Genomic DNA, 25,279 nt, shown 5'->3' with positions numbered 1-25,279 from the left:
ATCCGCCGCCGGTCGGCGACATCAGGTAGCGAAACTCGGCTAATGCTCGCTTTTCTGGAGTTTCGGCCGGACATGGCTGGCCACAAGGGGGTCCGGGTGTCCAGTATTGATCGCGTGTCTGGCCGCCATCGCATACGTAGACGTTCCCAAGGGAATAGACGTTCCCGAGGGATAGGCGCCGCCGCCGTTGCGGTGTCGGTTGTCGCCGTCGTGTCCGGAGTCTCCCTCGGCTACCAGCAATTGGCTGGATCAGGCTGCACGAGTCAGGCGAAACTCACGGTCGCCGCCGCCCCGGAGATCGTCCCCGCCGTGCAGTCCGTCGCCGAGTCCGGGATCGACCAGGGCGGGGCGCCCGGCGGTGTCTGCGTGACGGTCTCGGTCAGCCCGGTCGAACCGGCGGACATGGCCGCCGCACTCGCCACCGCACACGGGGTGGGTCTGGCCGGGGTGGGTCAGGGCAATGGCACCACGGTCATCCCGGACGTGTGGGTGCCCGACTCCTCGACCTGGCTGCAGCGGCTGCGTACCGCCGCACCCGGATTCGCCACGACCGACGGTGCCTCGATCGCCCGTAGCCCCGTCGTGGTGGCCATGCCCGAGCCCGTCGCGTCCGGCCTCGGCTGGCCCAACACCACGCTCAGCTGGGACGACCTGCTGGAGAAGATCACCACGGGCACCGGGCTGCGTACCGGAATCGTCGAGCCCACCCGCGACGCGGCCGGCCTGTCCGGGCTGATGGCGCTCGGGGCGGCGGCGGGTGCCGCCGGCGCGGGCGCCCAGCAGGCGACGACCGCGACGTTGCGCGCGGTGGCGACGGGCCGCTCGGCGCTCCGCGGCGATCTGCTGGCGCAGTTCCCCCGGTCGAGCGACGTCTCGTCGATCAGTGGCGCGTTGCGCCTGGCGATGCTGTCGGAGGAGGACGTCATCGCCTACAACGCGGCCAAGCCACCGGTCCCGCTCGCCGCGCTGTACCTCGACCCGGCGCCGACACCGCTGGACTACCCGTTCGCGGTCATGCCCGGTACGGATCCGGCCAAGGTCGCCGCCGCCGACGGGCTGCATCAGGCGCTGAGCACGGGCCGTTTCCGCGACAAGCTCGCCGCCCAGGGCCTGCGCGCCGCCGACGGCACCTGGGGTGCCGGTTTCTCCGCACCGACGGGCGCGCCGAGCCCGGCCGGCGGGTCGCCGTCGGCGTCACCGAGGGCCGGTGGTGCGGCGCCGACCCGGGCCGACCCGGCCGTGGTCGACCGGGCGCTCTCCACCTGGTCGGCAATCACCGCGCCGGGCCGGATGCTCGCCGCGATCAACGTCTCCGGCACCATGCGCGGCCGGGTGCCCACCGCCGGCAACGCCACCCGGATGCAGGTCACCCTCCAGGCGGCGCAACGCGGCCTGGGACTGTTCAACGACGACTGGGCCGTCGGCCTGTGGGTCTTCTCCACCCGCCTCGACGGATCCAGGGACTACCGGCAACTCGTGCCGATCGGCACCCTCTCCAGCCAGCGGAGCGAGTTGGTCGGCGCGTTGGCCGGGATCACGCCCGGGCAGAACCGCGACACCGGCCTCTACGACACCATTCTCGCCGCCTACAAGGAGGTGCAGGACGGCTGGCAGGCGGGCCGGGTCAACTCCGTGGTCATCCTCACCGACGGCATCGGCAACGACGACCCCGCCGGTCTCTCCCTGGAGAGCCTGATCAGCAAGCTCACCGCGCTGAGGGACGATGCGCAGCCGATTCAGCTCATCATCTTGGGCATCGGTGACGCGGTCAACCGGGAGCCGCTCGACCAGATCACCAGGACCACCGGCGGCGGCGTACTCATCGCCGAGGATCCGGCGAAGATCGGTGACGTCTTCCTCCGGGCGATCGCACTCCGTCCGGCGCCGCGCTGAACCCCGGACCGCCCGGTCGACGGGTCAGTCGGCCGGGCCGGGTCAGTCGACGGGGCCGGGTCAGTCGCGTACGAGTCCCGGCGGAAGGGCGTCCTCGTCGGGGCCGACGGGACGGGCGTTGACCAGCGGGTTGCGCTGCAAGGCGGTGATCAGGTCGGCAGCGCCGCCGACGTCGGTCCAGAGGTCGTCCCAGAGGGCGGAGACGAGCCAGGAGTGGTCCGCCGGGAAGATCAGATCGGGCAGCGATCCGTCGCCCCGCATGTGGCCGGTCCGCCAGCCGAGGGCCTGCTCGGGTCCGGCCTCGACCAGTACGTAGGGCCAGTCCCAGTACAGGCGCAGCCTCGGCGCGAGCGGGAAGACGACGTCGTGCAGGCCGGTTTCGAGGTAGCCCAGCCACCAGGGCTGGTCCGGGGTGTGCGCGGCGAGTTCGGCGACCACGGCGCGTTCGTGGGCCGCGAAACCGATGCCGTCCGGCGGGTGGAAGGTGGCGTAGGCGTCGAACACCGGCGGGATCGCCGTGGTGACCGAGTGACCGTGCGTGGTCCGGCCGGCGATCCAGGCGACGTCGCCGGCCGTGCCGATCCGCCAGCTCCGCCCGTCCCGGTTGACGTCCATGGAGCCCATCAAAGCACCCGCGTGGCGCGCCGTGCGGCTCCGCCGGGTCGGGGCGTCGGCGGGCGCCACCCGTACGCTGGCCACGGAGGCTGTGGACCGGCCGGCGGGAGGTTCTGGTGCGGATCGGGCTGCTCGGGCCGCTGGTCGTCGTCGGGGACGACGGCCGGACCGTCGACGTCAACGGCGACCGGCTGCGCCGGCTGCTGATCCGGCTCGCCCTGGACGCCGGCCGGTCGGTGACCGCCGATGCCCTGATCGACGCCGTCTGGGGCGGGACCCGGTCGGCGGGCGCGGCCAACGCGTTGCAGACCCTGGTGTTCCGGCTGCGCCGGGTGCTGCCGGAGCCGGCCCGACTCGGCGCCCGGTCCGGCGCCTACCGGCTCGATCTCGCGCCCGAGCAGCTCGACTCGGTCGAGTTCGAACGGCTCACGGCGGCCGGTGTCGAGGCGGTCGCCGCCGGCGAGACCACGGTGGCGGCGAAGCTGCTGGACGAGGCGCTGGCGCTGTGGCGGGGGCCGGCGTTCGCCGACGTGGCCGACGCCGACTTCGTACAGGCGCCGGCGGCCCGGCTCGCCGACCTGCGGCTGACCGCCGTCGAGGAACGGATAGCGGCGGATCTCCAGCGTGGCGGCGGTGCCGACGTGGTGGCCCGGTGCGCCGAACTGACCGCCGCGCATCCGCTGCGCGAGCGGCCGTACGGGCTGTTGATGCGGGCGCTGCGGGACACCGGCCGGCCGGGCGAGGCGCTGCGGGCGTACCAGCAGCTGCGTCGGACCCTCGCCGAGGAGCTGGGCGTCGACCCGTCCGCCGAACTGGCGGCGCTGCACACCACGATCCTGCGCGCCGGAAGTGGCCCACGCGGGAATCTGCGTGCCCCGCTGACCAGCTTCGTCGGCCGGGACGCGGACGTGGCCCGGCTGACCGGGCTGCTGGCGGGGAGCCGGCTGGTCACCCTGGTCGGGCCGGGCGGGGTCGGCAAGACCCGGCTGGCCACCGAGACCGCCCGGGCCTACGCCGGCCGCGCACCGGACGGTGGGTGGTTGGTCGAACTGGCCCCGGTACGCCAACCCGAGGAGGTGACCCGGGCGCTGGCCGAGGCGCTGCGGTTGCGCGTCACCTCGGGTCCCGGGGGCGGTGGTGACCTGCTGGGACGGCTGCTGGAGGCGCTGGCGGACAAGCGGATGCTGCTGGTGCTGGACAACTGCGAGCATCTCGTCGAGGAGTGCGCCCGGCTCGCCGACGCGCTGCTCGGCGGCTGTCCGGAGCTGCGGATCCTCGCCACCAGCCGGGAGCCGTTGGCGATCACCGGCGAGACGCTGTGCCCGGTCGCACCGCTGGGTTCGCCACCCGGTGCCGCCCCGCCGGCGCGGGCCCTGGACTTCCCGGCGGTACGCCTCTTCGCCGACCGGGCCGCCGCCGTACGGCCCGAGTTCGCGGTCACCCCGGCCACCGCGCCGGACGTGGTGCAGATCTGCCGCCGGCTCGACGGGCTGCCGCTCGCGATCGAACTGGCCACCGCGCGGCTGCGTACCCTGTCGGTGGACCAGGTCGCGGCCCGGCTCGGCGACCGGTTCCGCCTGCTCACCGGCGGCAGCCGGGTCGCCCTGCCCCGGCACCGCACCCTCCGGGCGGTGGTCGAGTGGAGCTGGGGCCTGCTCGGCGGGGACGAGCAGCGGCTGGCCCGCTGGTTCTCGGTCTTCCTCGACGGCGCCACGATCGACACCGTCGAGGCGGTCTGCGCGGACACCTCCGCCGAGACGGAGATCCCGGCGGTACTGGAGACCCTGGGCGGGCTCGTCGACAAGTCGCTGGTGACCTTCGCGGACGGCCGGTACCGGATGTTGGAGACCATCCGCGACTACGCCACCGAGCGGCTCGCCGACGCGGGCGAGGCCGACCGGGCCCGGTCGGCGCACGCGGCGTACTTCCTCCGGCTCGCCGAGACCGCGGACCCGGCGCTGCGCGGGCCCGACCAGGTGTACTGGCTGGACCGGCTGGGCGCCGACCGGGAGAACCTCACCGCCGCGCTGCGCTGGGCGGTCGACTCCGCCGACGCGCCGACGGCGGTACGGCTGGCCGCCGCGCTGTGCCGGTTCTGGTCGCTGCGCAGCGCCCACGACGAGGCGGCCACCTGGTTGGCGCAGTGTCTCGCCGTACCGGGTACGACACCGTCCCGGCCGCGGGCCGTCGCGCTGGCGTACCACGCGCTGTTCCAGATCAGGCCCGGCGAGCTGGCCGGCAGCCGGGCGGCGTTGGCCGAGGCGGAGGCGCTGGACGGGCTCGCCGACCCGTTCGTGGCGCTGGCCGGGCCGCTGTCGGCCGTGTACGTCGACGACGACGCTCTGGCCTGGTCCCGGCTGCCGCCGCTGCTGGAGCATCCCGACCCGTGGGCCCGGGCGATCGGGCTCGCACTGCGCGGGTCGCTGCGGGCGAAGCGCGGCGACACCGACGCGGCGGAGCAGGACTACGCCGGCGCGCTGGCCGGATTCCGCGCGGTCGGCGACCGGTGGGGGAGCGGCATCGCGGTCGCCGGGCTGGCCGACAGCAGCGCGTTGCGGGGCGAACACCACGCCGCGATCGGCCATCTGGAGGAGGCGCTGCGGCTCGCCACCGAGCTGGGCGCGCGCGACGACAGCACCCACACGTCCCTGCGGCTGAGCCTGCTGCGCTGCCGCGCCGGTGACCTGGCCGGGGCGCGGGCCGACCTCGACCGGGCGGCCCACGAGGCGCACCTGGTGGGCTTTCCCGCCCGGCAGGTACTGCTCAGCCTCGGCGAGGCCGAGCTGGCCCGGCGCGGCGGTGACCTGGCCACGGCCGAGCGGGCGTACCGGACCGCCGTCGAGGCGCTGACCGGCGGCGGCCGTCAGGTGGTACGGGCCGAACTGCGCGCACCGGGGCTGCTCGGGCTGGCGCTGACCGCGATCGCCCGGGGGAACCTGGTCGTGGCCCGGGAACACGTCCGCGAACTGCTGTCGGTGGTGACACCCGGGCGGCACCGGCCGAGCCTGTCCGGTGCCGGCGAGGCGTTGGCGGCGATCGCGCTCGCCGAGGACGATCCGGCCACGGCGGCGTACCTGCTCGGGCTGGCCGAGGCGATCCGGGGCGTACCGGCGCGGGGGGACCCCGACGTCGCGGCCACGATGGACTCGGTCCGGGCCGCGCTCGGGGACGACTATCCGGCGGCCCACACGGCCGGTGCGCGACGGTCGGTCGACGAGGCGATCGCCATCCTCGGCGAGCGGGCGGTCGGGTCGAAGCCGTAGGGCCGCGGGTCCCCGGTCCGGCTATTCGGTGCTCTCCGCCAAGCCCCAACTGCGTTCGATGGCGGCGACCCGGCGTTTGTTGGCCGCGACGATGGCCTAGTGCTGCCGGCCCAGCCGCGCCCACAGTGGATCCTCGGCGTCGTGCAGCAGCGGGCGGCACGGCCCCCGGAGCGCGTCGGCGTACGCGTCCAGCACCGCCTGGTCGTTGCCGTAGACCTGCTCCTGGCTGAACTTGGGCCGCTTGCCGGTCACGAGTGTGACCACGTAGAAGGCGTCGAACCAGTCGATCCGCAGACGTGCGCCGTACTCGTCCTTGCGGGGTGGGAAGCCGTCCTCGGGCAGCACACAGAGATCCACCGAGAACGGATCGCGGTACACCGCACTCACCGAGACACCCGTGGTCGCGTTCCAGTAGAAGACCTCGATCCCCTGACTGATGAACCGGCCACGTTTCCGGCAGTCGTGCTCGCTGACCAGGAAGTCGAAGGTGGCTTCGCACCGCTCCCGCAGCTCGCGTTTCCAGGGACTGTTCGTCACCCTTCCCATGGTCGGCGACGGCCACCGCCCGCGCCACCCGGAAGAAGGGGAGGCGGGTGGTGGCCGCACCGTCAGGTGCCGCGCCGGTGCCCGGTCAGGTGCTGAGCCGGTACTTCGTCACCGCGAGCGGTCCGAAGAGCAGCACCATGCCCGCGATCCAGGCCAGCGTCGGCCAGAGTGGACCGGCCACCGGGCCGCCGATCATCAGCCCACGCGCGGTGTCGGCGAGTTGGGACACCGGATTGACCTCCACCCACGCCTGCAACCAGCCCGGCAGCGTTCCGGCCGGTACGAAGATGTTGCTGGCGAAGGTGAGCGGAAACGCGACCAGGAACACCGTCCCCTGTACGCCCTGCGGCGACCTGACCAGCAGTCCGAGGTACGCCCAGATCCAGCCGAGCGCGAACGAGAAGAGCATGATCAGCCCGCATCCGGCGAGTACCGCGAGCACCCCGGTCTGGAACCGGAAGCCGAGGATCACGCCGTACAGGATCACCACGGCGAGGGCGACCAGTTGGCGAACCACGTCGCCGAGGATCAGTCCGGTCAGCGGGGCGGACCGGGCGATCGGCAGGCTCCGGAACCGGTCGAAGATGCCCCGGGTGATGTCGGTGGCGAGGTTGACCCCGGTACCCATGCTGGCCAGTACGATCGCCTGCGCCATGATGCCGGGCAGCACGAACAGCAGGTAGTCCTGGCGATCGCCGCCGCCGGTCGCGCCGCCGCTGATCGCGCCCCCGAAGAGCAGCACGAACATCGTGACGAAGAGGATCGGCGACAGTGTGACGTCGATCAGCTGTTGTGGGTCACGACGGATCTTGAGTATCGCCCGCCAGGCGAGGGTGCCGGCGTGCCGCAGCGTACGGCCCGGTCGGCGGCGCCGGCCGGGTGCGGCGGACGACGTCGGCAGCGCGGGTGCGGCGGTGGACATCAGGACTCCTCCCCGGTGTCGTGACCGGTCAGCGCCAGGAAGACCTCGTCCAGGCTGGCCAGGCGCAGGGCCAGCTCGGTCACCGGGATCCCGGCGTCGTGCAGCGCGCGGACCACCGCCGGCAGCGCGTCGGCGTCCGGCACCGGCACGGAGAGCAGCCCGGGATCGTCCGGATGTGGCACCGGGGCCACCCCGACGCTCGCCTCGACGAGCGCGGCGACCGCCGGCAGGTCCGTCGGTTCGGTGGCCCGGATGTCCAGCGTCCGCCCGCCGACCTTTGCCTTCAGCTGCGCCGGACTGCCGGCGGCGACGACCTTCCCCCGGTCGAGCACCACGATCTCGTCGGCGAGCCGGTCCGCCTCGTCCAGGTACTGCGTGGTGAGCAGGACCGTCGTCCCGTCCGCGACCATCGCCCGAACCAACTGCCAGACCTCACCCCGGCTGCGCGGGTCCAGCCCGGTCGTCGGCTCGTCGAGAAACAGCACCTCCGGCCGGTTGACCAGGCTGGCCGCCAGGTCGAGCCGGCGACGCATACCCCCCGAGTACGTCTTCACGACCCGACCGGCCATGTCGGCGAGCCCGAACCGGCCCAGCAGGTCGTCGGCCCGGCGCCTGGCGTCGGCCCGCTTGAAATCGAGCAGCCGGGCGATCAGCATCAGGTTCTCGACCCCGGTCAGGTCCTGGTCGACGGCGGCGTACTGGCCGGTCAGCCCGATCAGCGCCCGTACCTGGTCGGCGGAGCGGACCACGTCGTGACCCGCCACCTCGACCCGCCCGGCGTCGGGGCGTAGCAGGGTGGCGAAGACCCGTACCGCCGTGGTCTTGCCGGCGCCGTTCGGGCCGAGCAGTCCGAGTACGCTGCCCGGCCGGACCGTCAGGTCCACCCCGTCCAGCGCGGTCGTCTTGCCGAACCGTTTGACCAGGCCCTCGGCCCGGATGCCATGGCGTACAGCCATTCCGTGTCTCCGTTCGCGTCTGAACTTCCTCGAACGGAGCGTCGCCGGCCCGGCGCACACGACGCGCACACGGCCCGCACACGCATCTCGGCCGGACCCCTACCGACCCGCACACGCACCTCGACCGGGACCCAGCCGATCCGGTCAGGCGGCGAGTACGACCTGCAACTCGGAACGTCGGCGGGCGGCCAGGTCGGTCAGCAACGCGGGCGCCTCGTCGAGCGGGACCACCGCCGAGACGAGGTGTTTGCGCAGCTCGTCGCCGTACTCCCGGAGCAGGGCGATCGTCTCGGCCGACAGGCGGTCGCGGTCCCAGGTCGGGGCCAGCCCCCGGGGTACCCGGCCGATCTGCGCGCAGCGCAGCGACAGCCCGTTGTGGTGGAACTCCTCACCGAGCCGGACCGGCTCCGCGCCGCCCTGGTAGAAGGCGAGGTCGATCACCGTGCCCTGCGGTCGGAGCAGCCGCAGCGCCAGCTGCAACGCCGACGCCTGCCCCCGGCACTGGAAGACCACGTCGGCACCCCGGTCGTCGGCCGCGTGCCGCCACCGGGTCTTCAGCACCACCGCCGGATCCCCGTCCGCCGGATCGAGGGTCTCCAGCCCGAGCGCCTCGGCGACCGCCCGCCGCTGCGCCGTCGGATCGAGTACGACCACCGAGGCGGCGCCGGCCCGTCGAGCGAAGAGCGCGGTGAGCAGCCCGACCACTCCCGCCCCGGTCACCGCCACCCGGCGGCCCCGGACTCCGTCGGAGAGGTCCCGCACTGTGCTGCCGTACAGGTCGGCGGCGGCGTGCAGCAGCCCGTTGGCGCAGATCGGACCCATGTGCGCCACGTAGATGCCGAGCATCGGGTCGAGGTCGGGCGGCACCGGCACCACCCGGTCGACCAGCGGATCGCCCCGGTACGCGGTCCGGTGCCCGTACGTCATCGCCACCACCGTGCCTTCGGTGACCGCCGGGGTACGACTCTGGGTGACCCGCCCCACCTCCATGTACCCGAGCCGCTCCACCGGGTACGGCGTGTCCGGGTCACCGGTCACGAACAGCCCCAGGGTGGCGTCCCAGCCGGCCGACAGGTACGGGTTGGTGCCCTTGACGTAGCTCAGTTCGGTGCCGGCGGACACCCCGCTGAACAGTGTCTCCACCCGGAAGGTGCCGTCCACGACGGGCAGTGCCCCGGTCGCCCGGAGCACCACCTCGCCCGGCCCGGTGACCACCACGTTCAGCTCGTCAGACACCGGCCCGCTCCGTCCACGCCGCCTCGGCCACCGTTCCCGCCGGTACCCGCACCCCCTGACCCGTGGCGGCCGACTCGGCGACGGCCAGCGCCAGCAGATGGGTCCGGTACGCCTCGGCGTAGGGCACCCGGATGTCGTCGCCGACGCCTCGGACCGCGTCGACGAAGGCACGGTCGACGGCCACCCGGGCCGCCTCCGGATCGCCGGGAATCTGCCATTCGTTCTCGCCGTCCCGGACCAGGAGCCCGGTCTCGCCGACGGCGAGCGCCAGGCCGTCGGCGTACACCTCCAGACCGGCCCGGTGCTTCCAGCCGAGCGTGCAGGTCGCGCTGAGCGTGCCCACCGCGCCGGAGGCGAACCGGAGGGTGGCGGCCGTCGCGCCGTCGACGTCGGCCCCGTCGACCGGTGGCGGGCTGCCGTTCCCGACCGCCCAGACCTCGTCGACCTCACCGGCCAGGTGCCGGGCGAGATCGAGCACGTGGGACGCCTGTTCCACCACCGGGCCGCCGGAGCTCTCCCGGCGCGGCCACCAGCCGACCGGCGGTACCTTGTCCAGCCAGGCGCCGCTGACCAGCCGGATCGCCCGGTCGGCCAGGATCCGCCGGGCCTCCTCGACCACCGCCAGGTAGCGCCAGTGGTGCCCGACGGCGGTCAGCACCCTCGGTCGCCCGATGGCCGGTTCCGCTCGTGGCTCCGCCTCCGGCTCCGGCGTCGGCGCCAGACGCCGGGCGATCCGCAGCGCGGTCTCCCGGTCCGCCGCGATCGGCTTCTCCACGAACAGCGGCAGCCCGGCGTCGAGCACCGCCTCCTCGGTGGCACCGTGCGCGAACGGCGGCACGCAGACGTACACTGCGTCCAGGTCCGCCGTGAGCAGGGCTGCGACGTCCGGAAACCTCCGCGCCCCACACGACTCGGCCAGTCGCCCGGCCGACTCCGCCACGACGTCCGTGACCCCGACGATCCGTGTGTCGGCAAATCCTGCCAGCACCCGGGCATGGCGTTGCGCCACATTGCCGGCCCCGACCAGCCCGACCCGACACACCTTCATCCCGACCTCCCCGTCTTCATTCCGACCTCCCCGTCCAGAAACACGAACTGAGCTCCTTTCCGCTTCCCGGGGTGCGGAAACTCTTCCGGGATGGGGAAACGTCCGGCCGGTGTGGCGAAACGCACCGTTCATCCGAGCGCCGCGCGGATGCCGCAGTCCGGTGATCAAGTTGTCATCCCTGAACCGGGTTCGTCGTACCTGCTCGGGGTAGGAGATCGGCCGGCGTATCGGATCGCAAAACAGGGGGTGTGCCCGTGCGGCATGTGAAAGCGACCGTCTCACCCGTGGTAGAGGCGTGGACTACGTACCGGACCGGCAATGCGGCCCAGTGGACGACGCGCCGACTGTCGAAGGCCAAGGGGGAAACGACGGTCAGCGTCGTGATCCCGGCCCGCAACGAAGAGGCGACCGTCGGTGCCATCGTCGACACCCTGCGTCGCCATCTGATCGAGAAGACTCCGCTGATCGACGAGTTGATCGTGGTCGACTCCCGGTCCACCGACGCGACCGCGGCGGTGGCCGCCGCCGCCGGGGCCCGGGTGGTGGGGCAGGACGAGATGACCCGGGGCCTGCCCCGGCTCGAAGGCAAGGGCGACGCGCTCTGGTCCGGCCTGGCCGCCGCCACCGGTGACGTGGTCGCGTTCATCGACGCCGACCTGCGCCGCTTCTCACCCCGGTTCCTCACCGGGCTGATCGGACCACTGCTCACCGATCCGACCGTCGCGTTCGTCAAGGGCTTCTACCACCGGCCGCTCGTCGGTGCCGCCGGAGTGGAACCCGACGGCGGCGGCCGGGTCACCGAACTGATGGCCCGACCACTGCTCAACATGTTCTGGCCGGAACTGGCCGGCTTCGTCCAGCCACTCGCGGGCGAGTACGCCGCCCGCCGCGACGTCCTCGAACAGATCCCGTTCGTCTCCGGGTACGGCGTCGAGATCGCCATGCTGATCGACCTGCTGGACCTGGTCGGGCTGGACGCACTGGCCCAGGTCGACCTCGGTGAGCGGTTCCACCGGCACCAGGACACCGAGGCGCTGGGCCGGATGTCGGCGCAGATCCTCTACACCGTCTGGTCCCGGCTGCACCGCCGGGGTCTGGTGGCCGAACCGGTGCCCCCCGCCGCCGCACTGACCCAGTTCCGGCGCGGCGGCGACCAGGTGCTGCCCAACCTGGACCGGCAGATCGAGGTCACCGACATCTCGGTCGCCGAACGCCCGCCACTGACGACGGTGGCCCGGCAGATGCGGGCCGCCCGGAGCAGAGCACGCCGGCTGGCGGTGACCGGCGCATGAGCCTGACCGTCCTGATCAACGCGGGACCGTGGCTGCCTGTGCCGCCGAACGGGTACGGCGGAATCGAGAACATCATCGCCGCCCTCGTACCGGAGCTGCGTCGACTCGACGTCCGGGTCGTACTCGCCACCGTCGGCAGCAGCGAACTGCCGGTCGACGAGCGGCTCGCGATCTTTCCCGACGGCCAGTTCCAGAGCCTGCAACGGCCGTACAACCAGAGCTGCGGGGTGGTGCAGGCCCATCTGCACGCCGTCGTACGGGCGCTGCGGGAGCGGGACGACATCGACCTCGTACACGACCATGTCGAGGCGGCCGGCCTGGCCACCCTCGCCGCGCTCGGCCCGGACGCCCCGCCGGCCCTGCACACCCTGCACTGGGACCTGGCCAAACACCCCGAGCTGTACGGCAGCTTCGACGGCGGCAACCGGGTACGGGTCAACGGCGTCTCGGCGTCACAACTCGCCCGTGCCCCCGAGGCACTCCGCGAACACTCGGTCGGGCACGTCCACCTGGCCACCCCACTGGCGACGGACGCGGACCGGCGCCGCCCCGCCGACAAGGGCGGACACGTCGTCGTACTCGGTCGGATCAACGCCGGGAAGGGGCAGGACCTGGCCGCCCGGCTGGCCCACCGGGCCGGCTTCGATCTGGTCCTCGCCGGGCCGGTCGGGCCGTACCGGCAGCCTGCCGACCTGGCCGCCGCTGAGGGTGACCCGGTCGCGGGCGCCAACCCCGACGTCCAGTTCTGGCGGGAACACGTCGCCCCGCACGTCGACGGGGCGCGGGTGCGCTGGATCGGCACCGTCGCCGGGCGGGAGCGCGACGACCTGGTCGCATCCGCCCGCGCGTCACTCTTCCCGCTCCGCTGGGCGGAGCCCGGCGGCACCGCCGTCGTCGAGTCCCTCGCCCTCGGCACCCCAGCCGTCGGACTCGCCAAGGGCTGCCTCCCAGAGTTGATCGACCACGGCGATACCGGCCTGCTCACCGACGACGAGGAGGAACTACCCGACCTCATCCTCGCCGCGGCCACCCGGATCGACCCACGGCGCTGCCTGTCGACGGCCGCCGACCGCTTCACCCCCGCCGTCATGGCCCGCGCCTACCTCGACCTCTACGAGCACGTCCGCAAGCTGGCGGTGTAAGGAAGGGATGTAAGGAAGGGCCCCTTGTTATCGCTTTCTGTAGAAGAAGGGCCCCTTCCTAACGCCCCAGCCGAGGGCGCGCCGGCTCGCCGAGATGCTCGCGGCCGGCTGTGTCGGTTAGTGTTCCGGTGACTACGCGGCCCCTTCCCGCAGAGCGGGGGAGCGGGCGGGGCCCGTGGCCGGTGACCACACAGGCCGAGGCGGGTTGGGGGCAGGCAGGGTGGGACTGGCAGCCACGTTCGGGCGGGCGGTCGCCGCACACCGGCAGGCCCGGGCGCATCTCGACGCGGCCCGGTACGGGCTGGCCGAGATCCAGGCCCCGGCGGACTCCGGCGAGGCCGCCGGCATCGTGGACCGGCTGCGCCGGATCGGCGAGGCGGTCAGCGCCGAACCCGAGCCAGCCCAGTTCTTCGCCGGCCCGCTGCCGGTCCGGCTCGGGGTGGCGACCACCATGGACGGCGAGTTCCCGGCCGTCGTACCGCTGCACGGCGGGACCCACCTGGCGATCGACACCGACGCCCGGGACCGGCGGGTCGCCGCGCTGCTGCGTACCCTGGTGGTGCGGTTGCTGGCCGCCGCGCCGGCCGGTTCGGTCCGGGTGTCGGTACTGGACGCCGCCGCGCTCGGGGCCACCTTCCTGCCGCTGCGGGCGCTGGTCGACGCCGGGGCGCTCCCGCCGCCGGCCACCACCGAGGCCGAGATCGCCGCCCGGCTCGACGAGGCCGAACGGCACGCCCGCGCCGCCCAGCAGGCCACCACCGGTACGCCGGAACTGCTGCTCCTGGTCGCCGCCTCGCTGCCGGACGGCCGGGACCTCGCCCGGCTCGCCGCGCTCACCCACGCCGGGCCGACCGCCGGGGTCTGCGTGATCGCCGCCGGCTATCCGCCCCGGTCCGCCGGGCTCACCCCGCCGCCGCTGGGTGGCACCACCGGAGTCCGGCTGGACCATCAGGGGTACGCCTGGATCGGCGACCCGCCCGGCCACCCGTTCAGCTCCGACGGCTCCGGCCTGGCCGCTCCGGTACGCCTGGACGGTGATCCCCCGGCCGGCGGGGTCGCGGCGCTGGCCGACCGGCTCGGCGAGGTGCACCGGCGTGAGTCGACACTCGACTTCACCGACCTGTTGCCGGCCCGCCCCTGGGCGGAGTCGTCCGGCAACGGCCTGCGCGCCGTGATCGGCCGATCAGGCCGGGAGCCGGTGATCTGCGCCTTCGACGACCAGACCCCGCACTGGCTGGTCGGTGGCCGGACCGGTGCCGGCAAGACCGTCTTCCTGCTCGACGTCCTCTACGGACTCGCCGCCCGGTACTCCCCGGACGAACTCTCGCTCTACCTGCTCGACTTCAAGGAGGGCGTCAGCTTCACCGAGTTCGTGCCGACCGGCCGCGACCCGTCGTGGATCCCGCACGCCCGCGCGGTCGGCATCGAATCCGACCGGGAGTACGGCGTGGCGGTGCTCCGCGAACTGCGCCGAGAACTGAACCGGCGCGCCTCGGCGCTGAAGCGGCACGGCGTGACGAAGCTGTCCGACCTGCCCCGGGACAAGCCGGTACCCCGGATCGTGGCGGTGATCGACGAGTTCCACGTCCTCTTCGCCGGCAACGACGCGGTGGCCCGGGAGGCCGTCACCCTGTTGGAGGAGCTGGCCCGCAAGGGCCGGTCGTACGGCATCCACCTCGTACTGGCCAGCCAGAGCATGACCGGGATCGAGGCGCTGTACGGCAAGACCGACTCGATCTTCGGGCAGTTCCCGCTCCGGGTCGCCCTGCCTGGCGGCGGGGGAGTGCTGGACACGCTCAACGACGCCGCCGGGGCGCTGCCGATCGGCTCGGCGATCATCAACCCGGCCGCCGGGCTGGCCGCCGCGAACAGCGTGGTCCGGTTCCCGGACGCGCACGCCAGCGCCGCCGAGGTCGCCCAGCTCCGGCACGAGCTGTGGCAGGCCCGCAAGCCGGGCTCACGCCCACCGGCGGTCTTCAAGGGGTACGAGTCGGCGCACGTCGAAGACGATCCGACGTACCGGGGACTGGTCCCCGGCGGACGGCGGCCGTTGGCGCTGGTCGGCCGTACCGTCGACGTCGACCTGACCTCGGCACTCTTCCCGCTGGACGCCACCCCCGGGCGGCACCTGGCGGTGGTCGGCACCTCGCCGGTCGGGGCGAGCGTGCTGCACGCCGCCACCATCAGCCTGGCCCGGCAGCATCCGCCGGGCAGCGCCCGGTTCCTGATCGCCCCGCTGGTCGCCGTCGCGGACGAGATCGCCGACGCGACGATGGCAGAGTTGGCCGAGGCGGGGCATCCGGTCAGCCGGCTCGACGCCGCCGGGCTCCGCGACGAACTGCGCAAACTCTCCGGCCAACCGGCCGACGGACCGGGCCGGACCTTCCTCGTCGGGTACGGCATGGACGGTGCCAGCGGCATCCTCAGCGCCCGGGACGAGAACTACAAGTCGGGGCTGGACGACCTACAGGCGGTGCTCCGGCAGGGCCCCGCGTACGGGGTGCACCTGCTCGGCTGGTGGCGGGGGCTGCGCCGGCTCTCCGACGACATCGGCGGGTCCAGCAACCGTGACGACATCGCCTGCCTGGTGGCCCTGAACGTGCCCGGTGGCGAGCTGGGAATGTACCTCGGGGTGACCGATCTCGCGTACACCCCGAGGGCGAACCGGGCGTTGCTGGTGGACCGGCACGACCAGCGGACCCGGCTGATCGTGCCGTTCGTCCGGCCCGGCTACGAAGAGGACGACGAGGGGCACTGAGGTGGCGAGTTTCTCCGAGTACGCGGCCCTGGCCCGGCACCTGCACGACCTGCGCCGGACCGGTGAGCGGACCGCCGCCCAGGTCGCCGAACACCGGGGCAGTACGGGCGCGGCCGTCGACCGCCTCGACCAGCGGCTCGCCCTGCAACAGCAGCGGCTGACGGCGCTCGGCCAGATGATCGGCAAACCGGTGCCAGTGGGGCCGTCGGCGCCCCTGGTCGGCGAGATGCTGCCGCCCGAGCCGCCCCGGTACGCCCCACCCGCCTCCGGCGGCCATCCCACCGTGCCCGCCCAGTACGCCGGCCCGGACCAGCTGGACCGTCCGATCCCGTACGACCGCCCGCCTGGCTCGTCGGACCGTCCAGTTCCGTACGACCGCTCCAACGAGTTCGGAACTCCGACTCAGTCCGGACAGTCGACTCAGTCCGGACAGTCGAGCCAGTTCGGCCCGCCGACGCCGTTCGGTCCGCCGGTCCAGTACGGGGGACGTGGGCAGGAGGCGGGAGGTGGGGAGTTGCCGGCCGGTCAGGCGTACCCGGAACTGCCGGGCGGTCAGGGGCGGCGGGCGCTGCCGGCCAGCTCGGCGGCCGGGCAGGTACCCGGTCCGCGGCTGCCGTTCGACCAACGGTCGCCGGCCGGTCCGGGCCAGGGGCCCGGTGCGGCGATGCCGCCCGCGCGGCCGGTCGATCCGCGACGCGAGTTGGAGTTGGCCCGACAGGCCGCCGACGGCGCCGACGTCATGATCGTGCAGGCGGAGACGATGGCGCAGCAGGCGCCCCTGTTGCCCTCGATGTCACCGCTGGCCCGGGCGATGACCGTCTACTTCGGCTGTGCCGGCGTCCTCGCGATCATCATCTGGATCCTGCTCACCGTCTCCGAGGTGCAGGGCTCCAAGGGCTTCGACCGAAACACCATCGGGGTCTTCTCCTGGAGCTGCGCTGGCCTGCCGACCATGCTCTTCTTCGCCGGGTACACCGTGCTCAACGTCTGGGGAAAGCCCAGGATCATCGTCGGGAGGCCGGCTGCGTACGCCCGGCTCGGCTTCCTGATCTGCTTCCTTGCCGCCCCGATCGCCTTCATGGCGTACTACCTGGTCCTGATGTGATCCGAGCGCGGCGTCGAACTCGGCGCCGCTGGCCGTGTCGGCCTCGGCCAGGAACCGGTGAAGCTCGGCGCGGGACAGGCCCTCGTCGTCGAGCAGGCCGAGAAGCAGCAGCGTCTGCGCGGTGTGGGTCGCGGAGTGCACCGGTTCCGGGATCGGGTGTGCGTCCAATGCGGCCCAGAGCAGCGACTCGGCGAGCCGAGGATCGAGGTCGTAGCCGGCGTGGTCGTAGCGCTCCCGCACACTCGCCACGAACCTGATCACCGGAGCACGATCCTGGCCGGCCCGGAACCGCCGGTCGACGGCGAGCCGGAACGCGGTGTCGATCAGCAGGCCGTACCGCCGCCAGGCTGGCTCGTCGAATCGGTCCAGCCGGTGCTGGTAGTCGCGTACCCGGCCGGTGGCGAGGTCGCGAAGCGGGACGGCGTACCGGCTCAGCACAGTCCCGTCCTTCGTCGGACGAGTGGGTGCCCGTGGCGTAGCCGGGCCAGGAAACCTCGCCAGCCGGTCTGCGGGTGCACGGTCAGCAGCACCGCGCCGGCCGTAGTCGCCCCGGCCGCGATGGACTCGGCGTCGATTGTCGAGGTAGCCCGTGGGCGGCGTGATTGGATGGCGCCGGACAGGGCATCGGCGTACCGGTCGATGGTGCGTACTCCGATCGCGAGTCGGGCGGCGACGAGGTCGAGCCGGGCGTGGGTCGTACGCCCTCGGTCGGCCGCGACCCGGACCGACGGGTCTGCGCCGGCCCGGCGGACCCGGTCCTCGGCGGCGGCGACCTGGCGCCGGACCCGTCCGACCACGGCGCCGGCCCGCTCGGCGTCCGCCCGAGCCGCCGCCAGCCCAACGAGTACGTGTCGGACGCTCGTCGGAGCATTCCCGGGCGGCCGTCGGGCCTCGGAGATGCGGGAGTAGAGCATCCCGAGCGCCTGCCAGGCGTCGGTGAGTGCGTCGCCCCAGTGGGCCTGCTCGGCCTGGGGCTGCGGACGGTCGACACCGGCCAGTTGCCGGTGTGCCGGGTCGACGGCGGCCCCGACGGCCAGGCAGGCGGCCCGCAACTCGGCAGGGGATACGCCGTTGGTCACGTCCCCGCTCATCATCGGGAACTGCCGGTAGCCGTAGGTGTGCGCGCGTTGGTTGGTCGACCTGTGCGTGTGGTGAGCCAGGGTCCGCCGGGCGGCGGCCAGGGTGGGGCAGGGGCCGGGCCGCCCACACCCCAGACACACCCCCGTGTACGCACACACCGCGTGCCGGACGACCGCCGCCCGCGCCTCGGCGATCCGGGTACGGGCGTAGCTGGCGTACGCGGTCCCGGACAGTGCGCTCACCGTCGTGTCCTGCGTCGTGGGTAGGGGTCCATGAGTTGCCTCCCGTCGGTTGGGGACGCCGGGTACGGGCAGATGGGGGCGCCCGACCGACCGGGGGATCAGCCGGCCGGGCTCTGTGCGATGGGACAAGACCAGCCCACTCCGGTTGCAGACCTGGGAGCCGATCGAAGGGAAGCGTATATAACAAGTGATGTACGCGCAAGGCTTGGCTGCTATTAGTTGCTATATAAGGCCAGGCGTGATCAAATGGCGGTGCAGACCTGGGAGTCACTATGCCCGCCAAGCCCAAGTGGGCGCAGATCGTCGACAGCATCCGCGCTCAGATCGCGTCCGGTGACCTCCGTCCCGGCGACAAACTGCCGTCCACAACTGAACTGTGCAAGCAGTACGACGTCTCCGCGATCGTGGTCCGTCAGGCGATCAACGCGCTCAAGACCGAGGGCGTCGTCGAAGGCGTAGGTGGAGTCGGAGTGTTTGTCACTGAGGAGTGACCACCATCAGCGTCGAGTGCCTGTCGGGCCGCATCCCGACAGGCGCGACTGGCGCATAGTACGGACTTAGAGGTCGACAGCGTGGGTCGGCGTCGATTCAACCGCGCCCTGCGCTTGTGTCCGCTCAAACAGTGCTCAGCCTGCTTGCTGTAAGTCGGCAGGTCATCTTGAATTATCGTCGAACACCTTCGGTACGCTCGGGGACGGGTTCCAGATTGACGAGGGCTCGATAGTTGATCTAGGAACCCCAAGTGCGGCGGTCTTGAGCGTGGGGTTCCCGGGCGTGGAGCGGGTCCAAACGGACATTGTGCAGGCAAACCAAAGCAAGCAACAGCCACAGCACCAACGCTTCCCCAGCTCACGAAGCCCAGCGCCGACGGTTCGCCGTCGGCGAGGATCTCAACACCGTCCTGGTCACCGCCACCGTGTCCGAGCTGGAGCCAGCGCCGACGGTTCGCCGTCGGCGAGGATCTCAACACAGAGCGGAACCGAACATGCTTGACGTCAGCGTCCAGCGCCGACGGTTCGCCGTCGGCGAGGATCTCAACTCACCAAGCACGGTGCCTACCAGGCCAAGGAGTACCAGACCAGCGCCGACGGTTCGCCGTCGGCGAGGATCTCAACCTGTCCAACGCCGACGTCCGCCGCCGGCTCGGCGAACAGCAGCGTCGACGGTCCGCCGTCGGTCGGTCTCAACAACCGGCTCGCGGCGCGCTAGGGCGTCTTGGTCGACCCGGCGCGGGCCCGCAAGCCCAAGGACAAGCCCCGCGTCGAGCGTCAGATGCGGTATATCCGTGACTCGTGGCGGAAAGGCAGGGAGTTCACGTCCCTGGTCGAGATGCAGGCGACCGCGAAGTCTGCCGGCGCTTAGACGCCGACCAGGCCACCAATGGCGTTTCTCGGATAGGTGGTGCTTGCAACTAGCCCAAAGACAAGCGTAGGACTGCGGCGATCGCGTGGGCCGTGCGGGCGCCTTCGCAGTCCTCGTCGCCGTCGATCCAGGTGTCGTACCAGTCGTTGCCGGGCTGCAGCATCAGCTCCAGCCCGACGAGCGCCTGAGTCCGCAATTCGACGTCGACGCCACCGATCACGACCGCATCCTTGGCGCCGTGCCCAATGTCGGCTAGCTGCTCCATACCGCCTGGCACGCTCAGCGCCACAAGCGCCGCCGCATCCACGACGTCCTGCTCGAACCAGTCGAAGCCGCGCTCCCCGATCCGGGGCACGCCGCCGAGGATCTCGCGCAGCACCCTCCGCCGCTCATCCTCGGTACTCCCGGCCAGCAGGTCGAGCAGGTCCTGGCCGGCATCACTCGCGAACGGTTCCGGTCCCCACGTCGCCATGCCTCGCAGTACAGCACGGCGAGGCCGCTCGATGCGATCACGGTGACGGCCCATGGAACGAAGCCAGTCCCACTAATGAGCCAGGCCAGGGGAATTGCATGAGCGTCGACAATTCCCGCTTGGGTCCTGCGGCAACGGCCGGCAACGAGCCGACAACAAGCGTTCCCACGCTCGCACAATTACGGCGTACTGGGCTGGCAACGTCGGGGATCGGCAGTGCCGCCGGGCGGCGGACGGGCTGCCGGGTTACCGTTACCGCATGTCGCGGGAGACGTGGATCGTGGTCTTGGTGCTGGGCGGCATCGTGGCCCTCGCCACGCTGGTCGGAGCCGTCGTACTCGGGGTGAAGGTGTTGCGGACCCGTCGACTGCTCGGCGAGTTGGGCGCCGGGGGCAAGGTGGCCTTCTACGGCGCGCTGATCTACACGGTGCTGCCGGTCGACCTGCTGCCCGATCCGATCTACCTCGACGACATGGGCGTACTGGCCGGCTCGCTGATCTACCTGACCCGGTTGGTCCAACAGCGCCGGGCGAGCCGTACCGCATTGCCGGACCAGGACCTCAAGGCCCCAGGCCGGGCTGGTATTCGACGATGACGAGCCGAGCGCAGCAGCAAGTCGCCGGCGGTCTGCCATCGAAGAACGGCGATCCGGCATTACATTGCGGGTAGACGGTCACCACGTCCGGACGGCAGGAGTTCGCGACGAGGCGTAGTCGACTGTGCTGCGGAGCACCGTCGTCACCAGGTTCGGCCGTTCGGCAGCTCCGCCAGCCCCGGTGCCGACAGGTGCAGCACCTCGTACCGCTCGGTGGCCTGCTCGTCCGCCGGTACGGCGTCCGACCACAGTACGAATCTCAGCAGTTGCCAGTGTTGGGGATCGATGGCGAGCGCGGCGGTGTGTACACCGTCCCGCCGGGCCAGCAGGGCGAGCGCGGCGTTCTCCTGCTCGATCCGGGCGGTCAGGCCCAGCCCGGTCGCCTCGGTTTCGGGGTCGACCGGCAGCGGGGTGAGCCGGCGCGACGCCGCCCTGGGAACGAACTTCCGACCGGGTCCGGCGACGCTGGCTATCCCGGTCCAGTGCGCGACGGTGGGGCGCCCGAAGTCGCGGATGATGCCCTGGAAGCCACCGCCGCCGGCCAGGAACTGGGCCATCGCGCCGACGTCGTTCCAGAGGTAGAAGGGGGCGTACTGGTTGACCGGCGAGCCGTCGCTGCTCCGCTCGCGGATCAGGTACGCCTTCAGCCCCAGCCCGGCGCGGTCGTCGAGGAGGTGGCCGAAGTCGGCGACCCGCTTGCGGATGATCCGCATGTCGTAGTCGGCGGGCAGGGTGATCTCGTACTGCTTGGCGTACATGAAGCGGCGGTCTCCTGGGGGCATGAGCCGATGGCGGCGTAGGCGGTCAGTCGCCCGACGGTTCCGGGGCGGGCACGTCCGGAGCGTAGAACGCGGTCGTGTTCGCGACCATCGCGGCCACCACGTCCGGGGACTCGCCGCCAGCCACCGAGGCCGCACCCCAGGCGTTGCTGCTGAGCGTCGCGAACTCCCGGGCCTCCTTGGACTGCTCCCAGGCGCTGGGGTCCTCGATTCCGGCGCCGGCCAGGTGCAGACCGAGGCCGAGCAGGGCCAGATCCCAGCCGACACCGGCCGCGCCCGGGCCGTACTTGGTCCAGAACTCGGGATCCGCGATCGCGATGTGTTCGAGTTCGAAGACGGTGGTCTTGTCGTCGTCGGGCCCGGTGCCGGGTGCGAGCCGTACCTCCACCTCGCTGAATCCGCCCTCGGTGGGCTCGCCGAACACCCAGGTCAGCCTGAGTCGGCGGGGTGGCTCGCAGGCGATGATCTCGCCGCCCGCGTTCCCCTCGACCTGGTACCTGCCGCCGAGTCGGAAGTCGCCGCTGACCGGCAGGAACCAGCGGGGTAGCCGCTCGGGATTGGTGACGGCGTCCCAGAGATCCTCGGCGGAGGTGTCGTAGGTCCGTCGCAACAGGACGGTCCGTGCCTCGCCGACCGGGGTGTCGGCCCGGCCGAGCACCCGATGGGTCGCGTTGATCTCGTCGACGATGTCCACCATCACTCCTCTGTCCTGGTCTTTCCCGCTGGAACGGGTGGGAGCGTATCAGGACGAGCTTATATAAGCCAACAACGGGCATTCATCGGAGTGGCCCGACTTCCGGCCACTTCCGGAGCGGCCTTCGCCGCCCCGGCACCCCGCCCAGCCATCTCGGGGTCTGCTCGCGCCGGACGAGCCGGAGCGGGTCCGGCTCGCCTACGGTCCGAACTATCCTCGGCTGCCGGCCGCCAAGCGCCGGTACGACCCGGACGACCTATTCGGCGTCGCCGTGCCGACCCTGCCCCGGATCAGCGGACCCCGAGGGAGAACTCGGTCGATCGGCTGACGCCCCGGTAGCTCACCGTGGCGGTGATGGTGGCGACGCCGGGCACGCCGGTCCGGATCACTCCGGCCGGGTCCACCGAGACCACGCCGGGACGATTGCTGCGGTACCGGACGATGGTGCCGGCCGGCAGCGGCGTGCTGGCGCCCTCGGCGCGGTAGCCGTACCGGGTGTCGTCGCTCATCGCGATGGTGACCCTCGGCGACACGACGGCGTTCCGGGGGAGCAGCGTCGGCGCGGTCGCGGTGATGACCGACAGCTCCGGCCGCAGGCTGCCGCCGACGAGGACCCGGACCTGCTGCCGGGGGCCGGTGTCCGCGCTGGACCTGCCGACCTGGATCAGGTACGCGCCCCGGTCGACGACGTACCGGCCGAGCTGGTCGTCGAAGAAGGCAAGGTCGGGTACGTCGACGGTGAACCTGACCCGCTTCGTCTGCTTCGGCCGCAGCGAGATCTTCTGGAAGCCGTTCAGCCGCTTGTCGGGGCGTTGCCGGGCGGCCGGCGCGGTGGGCGTACCCACGTAGAGCTGGACCACTTCGGACCCGGCGACCGATCCGGTGTTGGTGACGTCGACGCTGACCCGGACGCTGCCGTTGGCGTCGACCCTGGACCGGTCGACCGACGGCCGGGAGTACGCGAAGCCGGTGTACCCGAGACCGTGCCCGAACGGGTACGACACCTCCCCGTCGAAGTACATGTACGTCCGACCGGGGCGGGATCCGTCGCCCCGGATTCCGTAGTCGTCGATCGGCGGCAGCTGACCGACGTCCCGGTACCAGGTGAACGGCAGCCGCCCGCTGGGATTGCGCTTCCCGAGCAGCACATCCGCCAGCGCCTCGCCCTTGCGCTGCCCGTTGTACGAACTCCAGAGCAGCGCCGGCACCGCCGCCTCGAAGTCGGCGACGTCGACCTGTCCGGCGGTCTCCAGGTAGACGACGGTGTTCGGGTTCCGGGCCGCCACCTGGCTGATCAGGGACGCCTGTGCACCGGGCAGGGCCAGCGTACGACGGTCCACGTCCTCCCGGGAGTGCCGGTCGTCGGTGCCGGCGTACACGATGACCGCGTCGTAGGAGGCGGCGGCGGCCACCGACGCCGGGTCGACCTCGGCCAGGGTGCCCGGGGTGACGCCGGGCAGGTGGTCGACGACGGCACCGGGGTTGATCGCCCGAATCGCCGCCCGGACCCCGGCGTAGCCGTTGACCTCGTTCGCCTGCCCGGCGCTGGCCTGGATGCTGGAGTAGCCGCCGAGGTACATGCTCGGCGGATTGGCGTAGTGCCCGATCACCGCCACCCGGTACGCCCCGGACGCCGGAACCCGCAGCGGCAGCAGCGCGTTCCGGCCACCGTGCCGGTTACCGGCCGCGTCGGTCGCCACCGGCCGGGTGGCCTCGTTCTTCAGCAGCACGATGCTCTCGGCGCCGACCTCGCGGGCCAGGGCGAGCCGATCGGCGGTCTGGGTCACCGCGCCGTTGGCGTCCGAGTTCGTCCAGGTGCCGGGCGCGACCCGGCTCCGGGCCGCCGTCACCCACGGCACGTTCTCGGCGGGATCGAACTCGCCGAGCTGGATCCGGGTGGTCAGCAGCCGTACGAGTGCGGCGTCGACGTGCTCCTCGGTGTAGCGACCGTTCGGGGTGTCGATGCCCCGGGCGACCGCCTCCGGAATGGTGTTCGCGTAGCTCCACTGGTCGTGGTAGCCCTGCTGGCAGTTCAGGTCCTCACCGGCCGCGTTCGCCCAGGCGTGCCGCTCGATGTGGTCCAGCGGCTCCGGCTCACCCGGCGGCTGCCAGTGGTGGCCGTGCTGGATCTCCCGGATCGAGTCGCAGTCCGAGGTGAAGAAGCCGCCGAAGCCGAACGTCTGCCGGGCGAGTTCGTCCATCAGGTAGCCGCTCGCCGACGTCGGCACCCCGTTGACCCGGTTGTAGGAGGTCATGATGGAGGCCGGTGAGCTGCGCCGGATCACCTCGCGGAACTGCGCGGTGTAGTACTCGCGCAAGGTCCGGTCGTCCATGTTCGCCGAGCCGGTGATCCGGTCGAACTCGCTGTTGTTCGCCGCGTAGTGCTTGAGCGTGGTGCTGGTCTTCAGGTAGCCGCCACCCTGCGGCAGCAGCCGACCGGCCCGGTCCTTGCCCTCCATCCCGTTCACGAACTGTGCCGCCAGCGCGGCGGTGAGCAGCGGGTCCTCGCTGAACGCCTCGTCGTTGCGCCCCCAGCGGGGATCACGGGCGAGGTTGATGGTGGGGGAGTAGAAGTTCAGGTCGAGCCGGTTGTCCCGGACCACCTCGCGGGCCTCGTCGGAGATCAGCGTCGCCTCCCGGTAGACCAGGTCCGGGTTCCAGGTCGCGCCGAGCGAGAGGTCGACCGGATACGAGGTGGTGTTGGTCAGGATGGGCGGGTTGGCGTTGTGCAGGGTGCCCTCCCGGGCGACTCCGTGCGCGGCCTCGTTCCACCAGCCGTAGGCGGCGATGCCCAGTCGGGGCAGGGCCGCCGACTGGCTGCTGACCATCTGGGCGGCCTTCTCCTCCAGGGTCATCCGGGAGACCAGGTCGACCGCCCGCTCCCGGGCCGGGTACGCCCGGTTGGAGTAGATCGGCGGTACGGCGCCGTCGCCCTCCGGTCCGGATCCGGGTACCGCCTTGGCGCTCGGCACCGCCGATCCGCCGCTGCTGACCATGACGCCGACCATGATGATGGCCGCCCACGACCGAGTTCTCATCCGGTTCTTCCCCCTCCGGTGAGGACGCTGCACCCGGGGCAAACGTATGGCTCATATTGATGAACGTCAAGGTCGTTGTTGCGCCCGCACTGCTACCCGTACGGGCCACGGCGCTGACCAGATCCGGTACGGCACCGGGTTCACCCCGTCCGCGATGCCGGGACCGTGTCGTCCCCGGGCACGACGTGTGAACAGGCCCTCCGCTCGTACTTTATGAGGACTTCCCACCGTCCATAAGCGA

General features: G+C 72.0%; 20 protein-coding genes and 1 pseudogene. 9 read left to right on the top strand and 12 right to left on the bottom strand.

Translation table 11 applies throughout. The features are described from left to right. Nucleotides 1-72: 72 nt before the first annotated feature. Nucleotides 73-1,893, top strand: a complete 1,821-nt coding sequence (locus H4W31_RS39280; RefSeq protein WP_192771215.1) for a substrate-binding domain-containing protein — start codon at nt 73-75, stop codon at nt 1,891-1,893. 60 nt (nt 1,894-1,953) lie between these two features. On the opposite strand, the gene H4W31_RS39275 is transcribed toward H4W31_RS39280, so the two are convergent. After that, entirely contained in the window at nt 1,954-2,517 is a 564-nt protein-coding gene (locus H4W31_RS39275; RefSeq protein WP_225945916.1) for a hypothetical protein, read from the bottom strand. 107 nt (nt 2,518-2,624) lie between these two features. Here H4W31_RS39275 and H4W31_RS39270 point away from each other — a divergent pair, with 107 nt between their 5' ends. Continuing rightward, nucleotides 2,625-5,771, top strand: a complete 3,147-nt coding sequence (locus tag H4W31_RS39270; RefSeq protein ID WP_192771214.1) for an AfsR/SARP family transcriptional regulator — start codon at nt 2,625-2,627, stop codon at nt 5,769-5,771. A 96-nt stretch (nt 5,772-5,867) separates the two neighbouring features. Here H4W31_RS39270 and H4W31_RS39265 read toward each other — a convergent pair whose 3' ends face one another. From H4W31_RS39265 to H4W31_RS39245, 5 genes are all read right to left on the bottom strand, one after another. Beyond that, nucleotides 5,868-6,308: a hypothetical protein gene (locus H4W31_RS39265; RefSeq protein ID WP_192771213.1), complete on the bottom strand. Its 441-nt coding sequence runs from the start codon at nt 6,306-6,308 to the stop codon at nt 5,868-5,870. 94 nt (nt 6,309-6,402) lie between these two features. Beyond that, nucleotides 6,403-7,239: an ABC transporter permease gene (locus tag H4W31_RS39260; RefSeq protein ID WP_192771212.1), complete on the bottom strand. Its 837-nt coding sequence runs from the start codon at nt 7,237-7,239 to the stop codon at nt 6,403-6,405. Then, nucleotides 7,239-8,195 (bottom strand): ATP-binding cassette domain-containing protein, encoded by a 957-nt coding sequence (locus H4W31_RS39255; protein ID WP_192771211.1) that lies wholly within the window; start codon nt 8,193-8,195, stop codon nt 7,239-7,241. Before H4W31_RS39255 ends, H4W31_RS39260 begins: the two co-directional genes overlap by 1 nt. A 144-nt stretch (nt 8,196-8,339) precedes the next feature. After that, complete coding sequence (locus H4W31_RS39250) at nt 8,340-9,431, bottom strand: zinc-dependent alcohol dehydrogenase (RefSeq protein ID WP_192771210.1); 1,092 nt, start codon at nt 9,429-9,431, stop codon at nt 8,340-8,342. Further along, nucleotides 9,424-10,479 carry a Gfo/Idh/MocA family protein gene (locus H4W31_RS39245; protein ID WP_192771209.1) on the bottom strand — a complete coding sequence of 352 codons (1,056 nt, stop codon included), beginning with the start codon at nt 10,477-10,479 and terminating at the stop codon, nt 9,424-9,426. The genes H4W31_RS39250 and H4W31_RS39245 overlap by 8 nt, the downstream gene beginning before the upstream one ends. A gap of 254 nt (nt 10,480-10,733) precedes the next feature. Between H4W31_RS39245 and H4W31_RS39240 the strand changes: the two genes are divergently transcribed. The 4 genes from H4W31_RS39240 to H4W31_RS43500 all read left to right on the top strand — a co-directional run bounded on the left by H4W31_RS39240 (nt 10,734) and on the right by H4W31_RS43500 (nt 16,776). Beyond that, on the top strand, nt 10,734-11,771 hold the full coding sequence (locus H4W31_RS39240; RefSeq protein ID WP_192771208.1) for a glucosyl-3-phosphoglycerate synthase: 1,038 nt from the start codon (nt 10,734-10,736) through the stop codon (nt 11,769-11,771). After that, nucleotides 11,768-12,913 (top strand): glycosyltransferase, encoded by a 1,146-nt coding sequence (locus H4W31_RS39235; RefSeq protein WP_192771207.1) that lies wholly within the window; start codon nt 11,768-11,770, stop codon nt 12,911-12,913. Before H4W31_RS39240 ends, H4W31_RS39235 begins: the two co-directional genes overlap by 4 nt. 226 nt (nt 12,914-13,139) lie before the next feature. After that, nucleotides 13,140-15,671, top strand: coding sequence for an FtsK/SpoIIIE domain-containing protein (locus H4W31_RS39230; protein ID WP_192772745.1), 2,532 nt, complete (start codon nt 13,140-13,142; stop codon nt 15,669-15,671). Nucleotide 15,672: 1 nt separating this feature from the next. Beyond that, nucleotides 15,673-16,776: a hypothetical protein gene (locus H4W31_RS43500; protein WP_225945915.1), complete on the top strand. Its 1,104-nt coding sequence runs from the start codon at nt 15,673-15,675 to the stop codon at nt 16,774-16,776. 431 nt (nt 16,777-17,207) lie between these two features. Here H4W31_RS43500 and H4W31_RS39220 read toward each other — a convergent pair whose 3' ends face one another. Further along, complete coding sequence (locus tag H4W31_RS39220) at nt 17,208-18,098, bottom strand: hypothetical protein (protein ID WP_192771206.1); 891 nt, start codon at nt 18,096-18,098, stop codon at nt 17,208-17,210. A 246-nt stretch (nt 18,099-18,344) separates the two neighbouring features. On the opposite strand from H4W31_RS39220, the pseudogene H4W31_RS39215 reads away from it, so the two are divergent. Then, nucleotides 18,345-18,589 (top strand): annotated as a pseudogene (locus H4W31_RS39215) (winged helix-turn-helix domain-containing protein). A gap of 564 nt (nt 18,590-19,153) precedes the next feature. Here the strand turns inward: H4W31_RS39215 and H4W31_RS45055 are convergent. Both H4W31_RS45055 and H4W31_RS39210 read right to left on the bottom strand, forming a co-directional pair. Beyond that, on the bottom strand, nt 19,154-19,285 hold the full coding sequence (locus tag H4W31_RS45055; protein ID WP_450091428.1) for a hypothetical protein: 132 nt from the start codon (nt 19,283-19,285) through the stop codon (nt 19,154-19,156). Nucleotides 19,286-19,509: 224 nt separating this feature from the next. Then, nucleotides 19,510-19,932, bottom strand: coding sequence for a DUF4259 domain-containing protein (locus H4W31_RS39210; protein WP_192771204.1), 423 nt, complete (start codon nt 19,930-19,932; stop codon nt 19,510-19,512). Between the two features lie 259 nt (nt 19,933-20,191). Here H4W31_RS39210 and H4W31_RS39205 point away from each other — a divergent pair, with 259 nt between their 5' ends. Further along, nucleotides 20,192-20,527 (top strand): DUF1232 domain-containing protein, encoded by a 336-nt coding sequence (locus H4W31_RS39205; RefSeq protein ID WP_192771203.1) that lies wholly within the window; start codon nt 20,192-20,194, stop codon nt 20,525-20,527. Between the two features lie 143 nt (nt 20,528-20,670). On the opposite strand, the gene H4W31_RS39200 is transcribed toward H4W31_RS39205, so the two are convergent. Beyond that, on the bottom strand, nt 20,671-21,309 hold the full coding sequence (locus H4W31_RS39200) for a DUF4865 family protein (protein ID WP_225945914.1): 639 nt from the start codon (nt 21,307-21,309) through the stop codon (nt 20,671-20,673). Between the two features lie 22 nt (nt 21,310-21,331). Further along, entirely contained in the window at nt 21,332-22,003 is a 672-nt protein-coding gene (locus tag H4W31_RS39195; protein WP_192771202.1) for an SRPBCC family protein, read from the bottom strand. Nucleotides 22,004-22,160: 157 nt separating this feature from the next. On the opposite strand from H4W31_RS39195, the gene H4W31_RS44960 reads away from it, so the two are divergent. Beyond that, the gene (locus H4W31_RS44960; RefSeq protein WP_192772742.1) at nt 22,161-22,328 is read left to right on the top strand and encodes a BBE domain-containing protein; all 168 of its coding nucleotides are present in this window, start codon (nt 22,161-22,163) and stop codon (nt 22,326-22,328) included. Here the strand turns inward: H4W31_RS44960 and H4W31_RS39185 are convergent. Further along, nucleotides 22,291-25,038 (bottom strand): glycoside hydrolase family 3 C-terminal domain-containing protein, encoded by a 2,748-nt coding sequence (locus tag H4W31_RS39185; RefSeq protein ID WP_225945913.1) that lies wholly within the window; start codon nt 25,036-25,038, stop codon nt 22,291-22,293. The genes H4W31_RS44960 and H4W31_RS39185 overlap by 38 nt on opposite strands. Nucleotides 25,039-25,279 lie beyond the last annotated feature (241 nt).

The organism is Plantactinospora soyae, from assembly GCF_014874095.1.
GTDB lineage: Bacteria > Actinomycetota > Actinomycetes > Mycobacteriales > Micromonosporaceae > Plantactinospora > Plantactinospora soyae.
The sequence above is the reverse complement of the archived record's forward strand: the minus strand, read 5'-3'. Positions and strand labels throughout refer to the sequence as shown.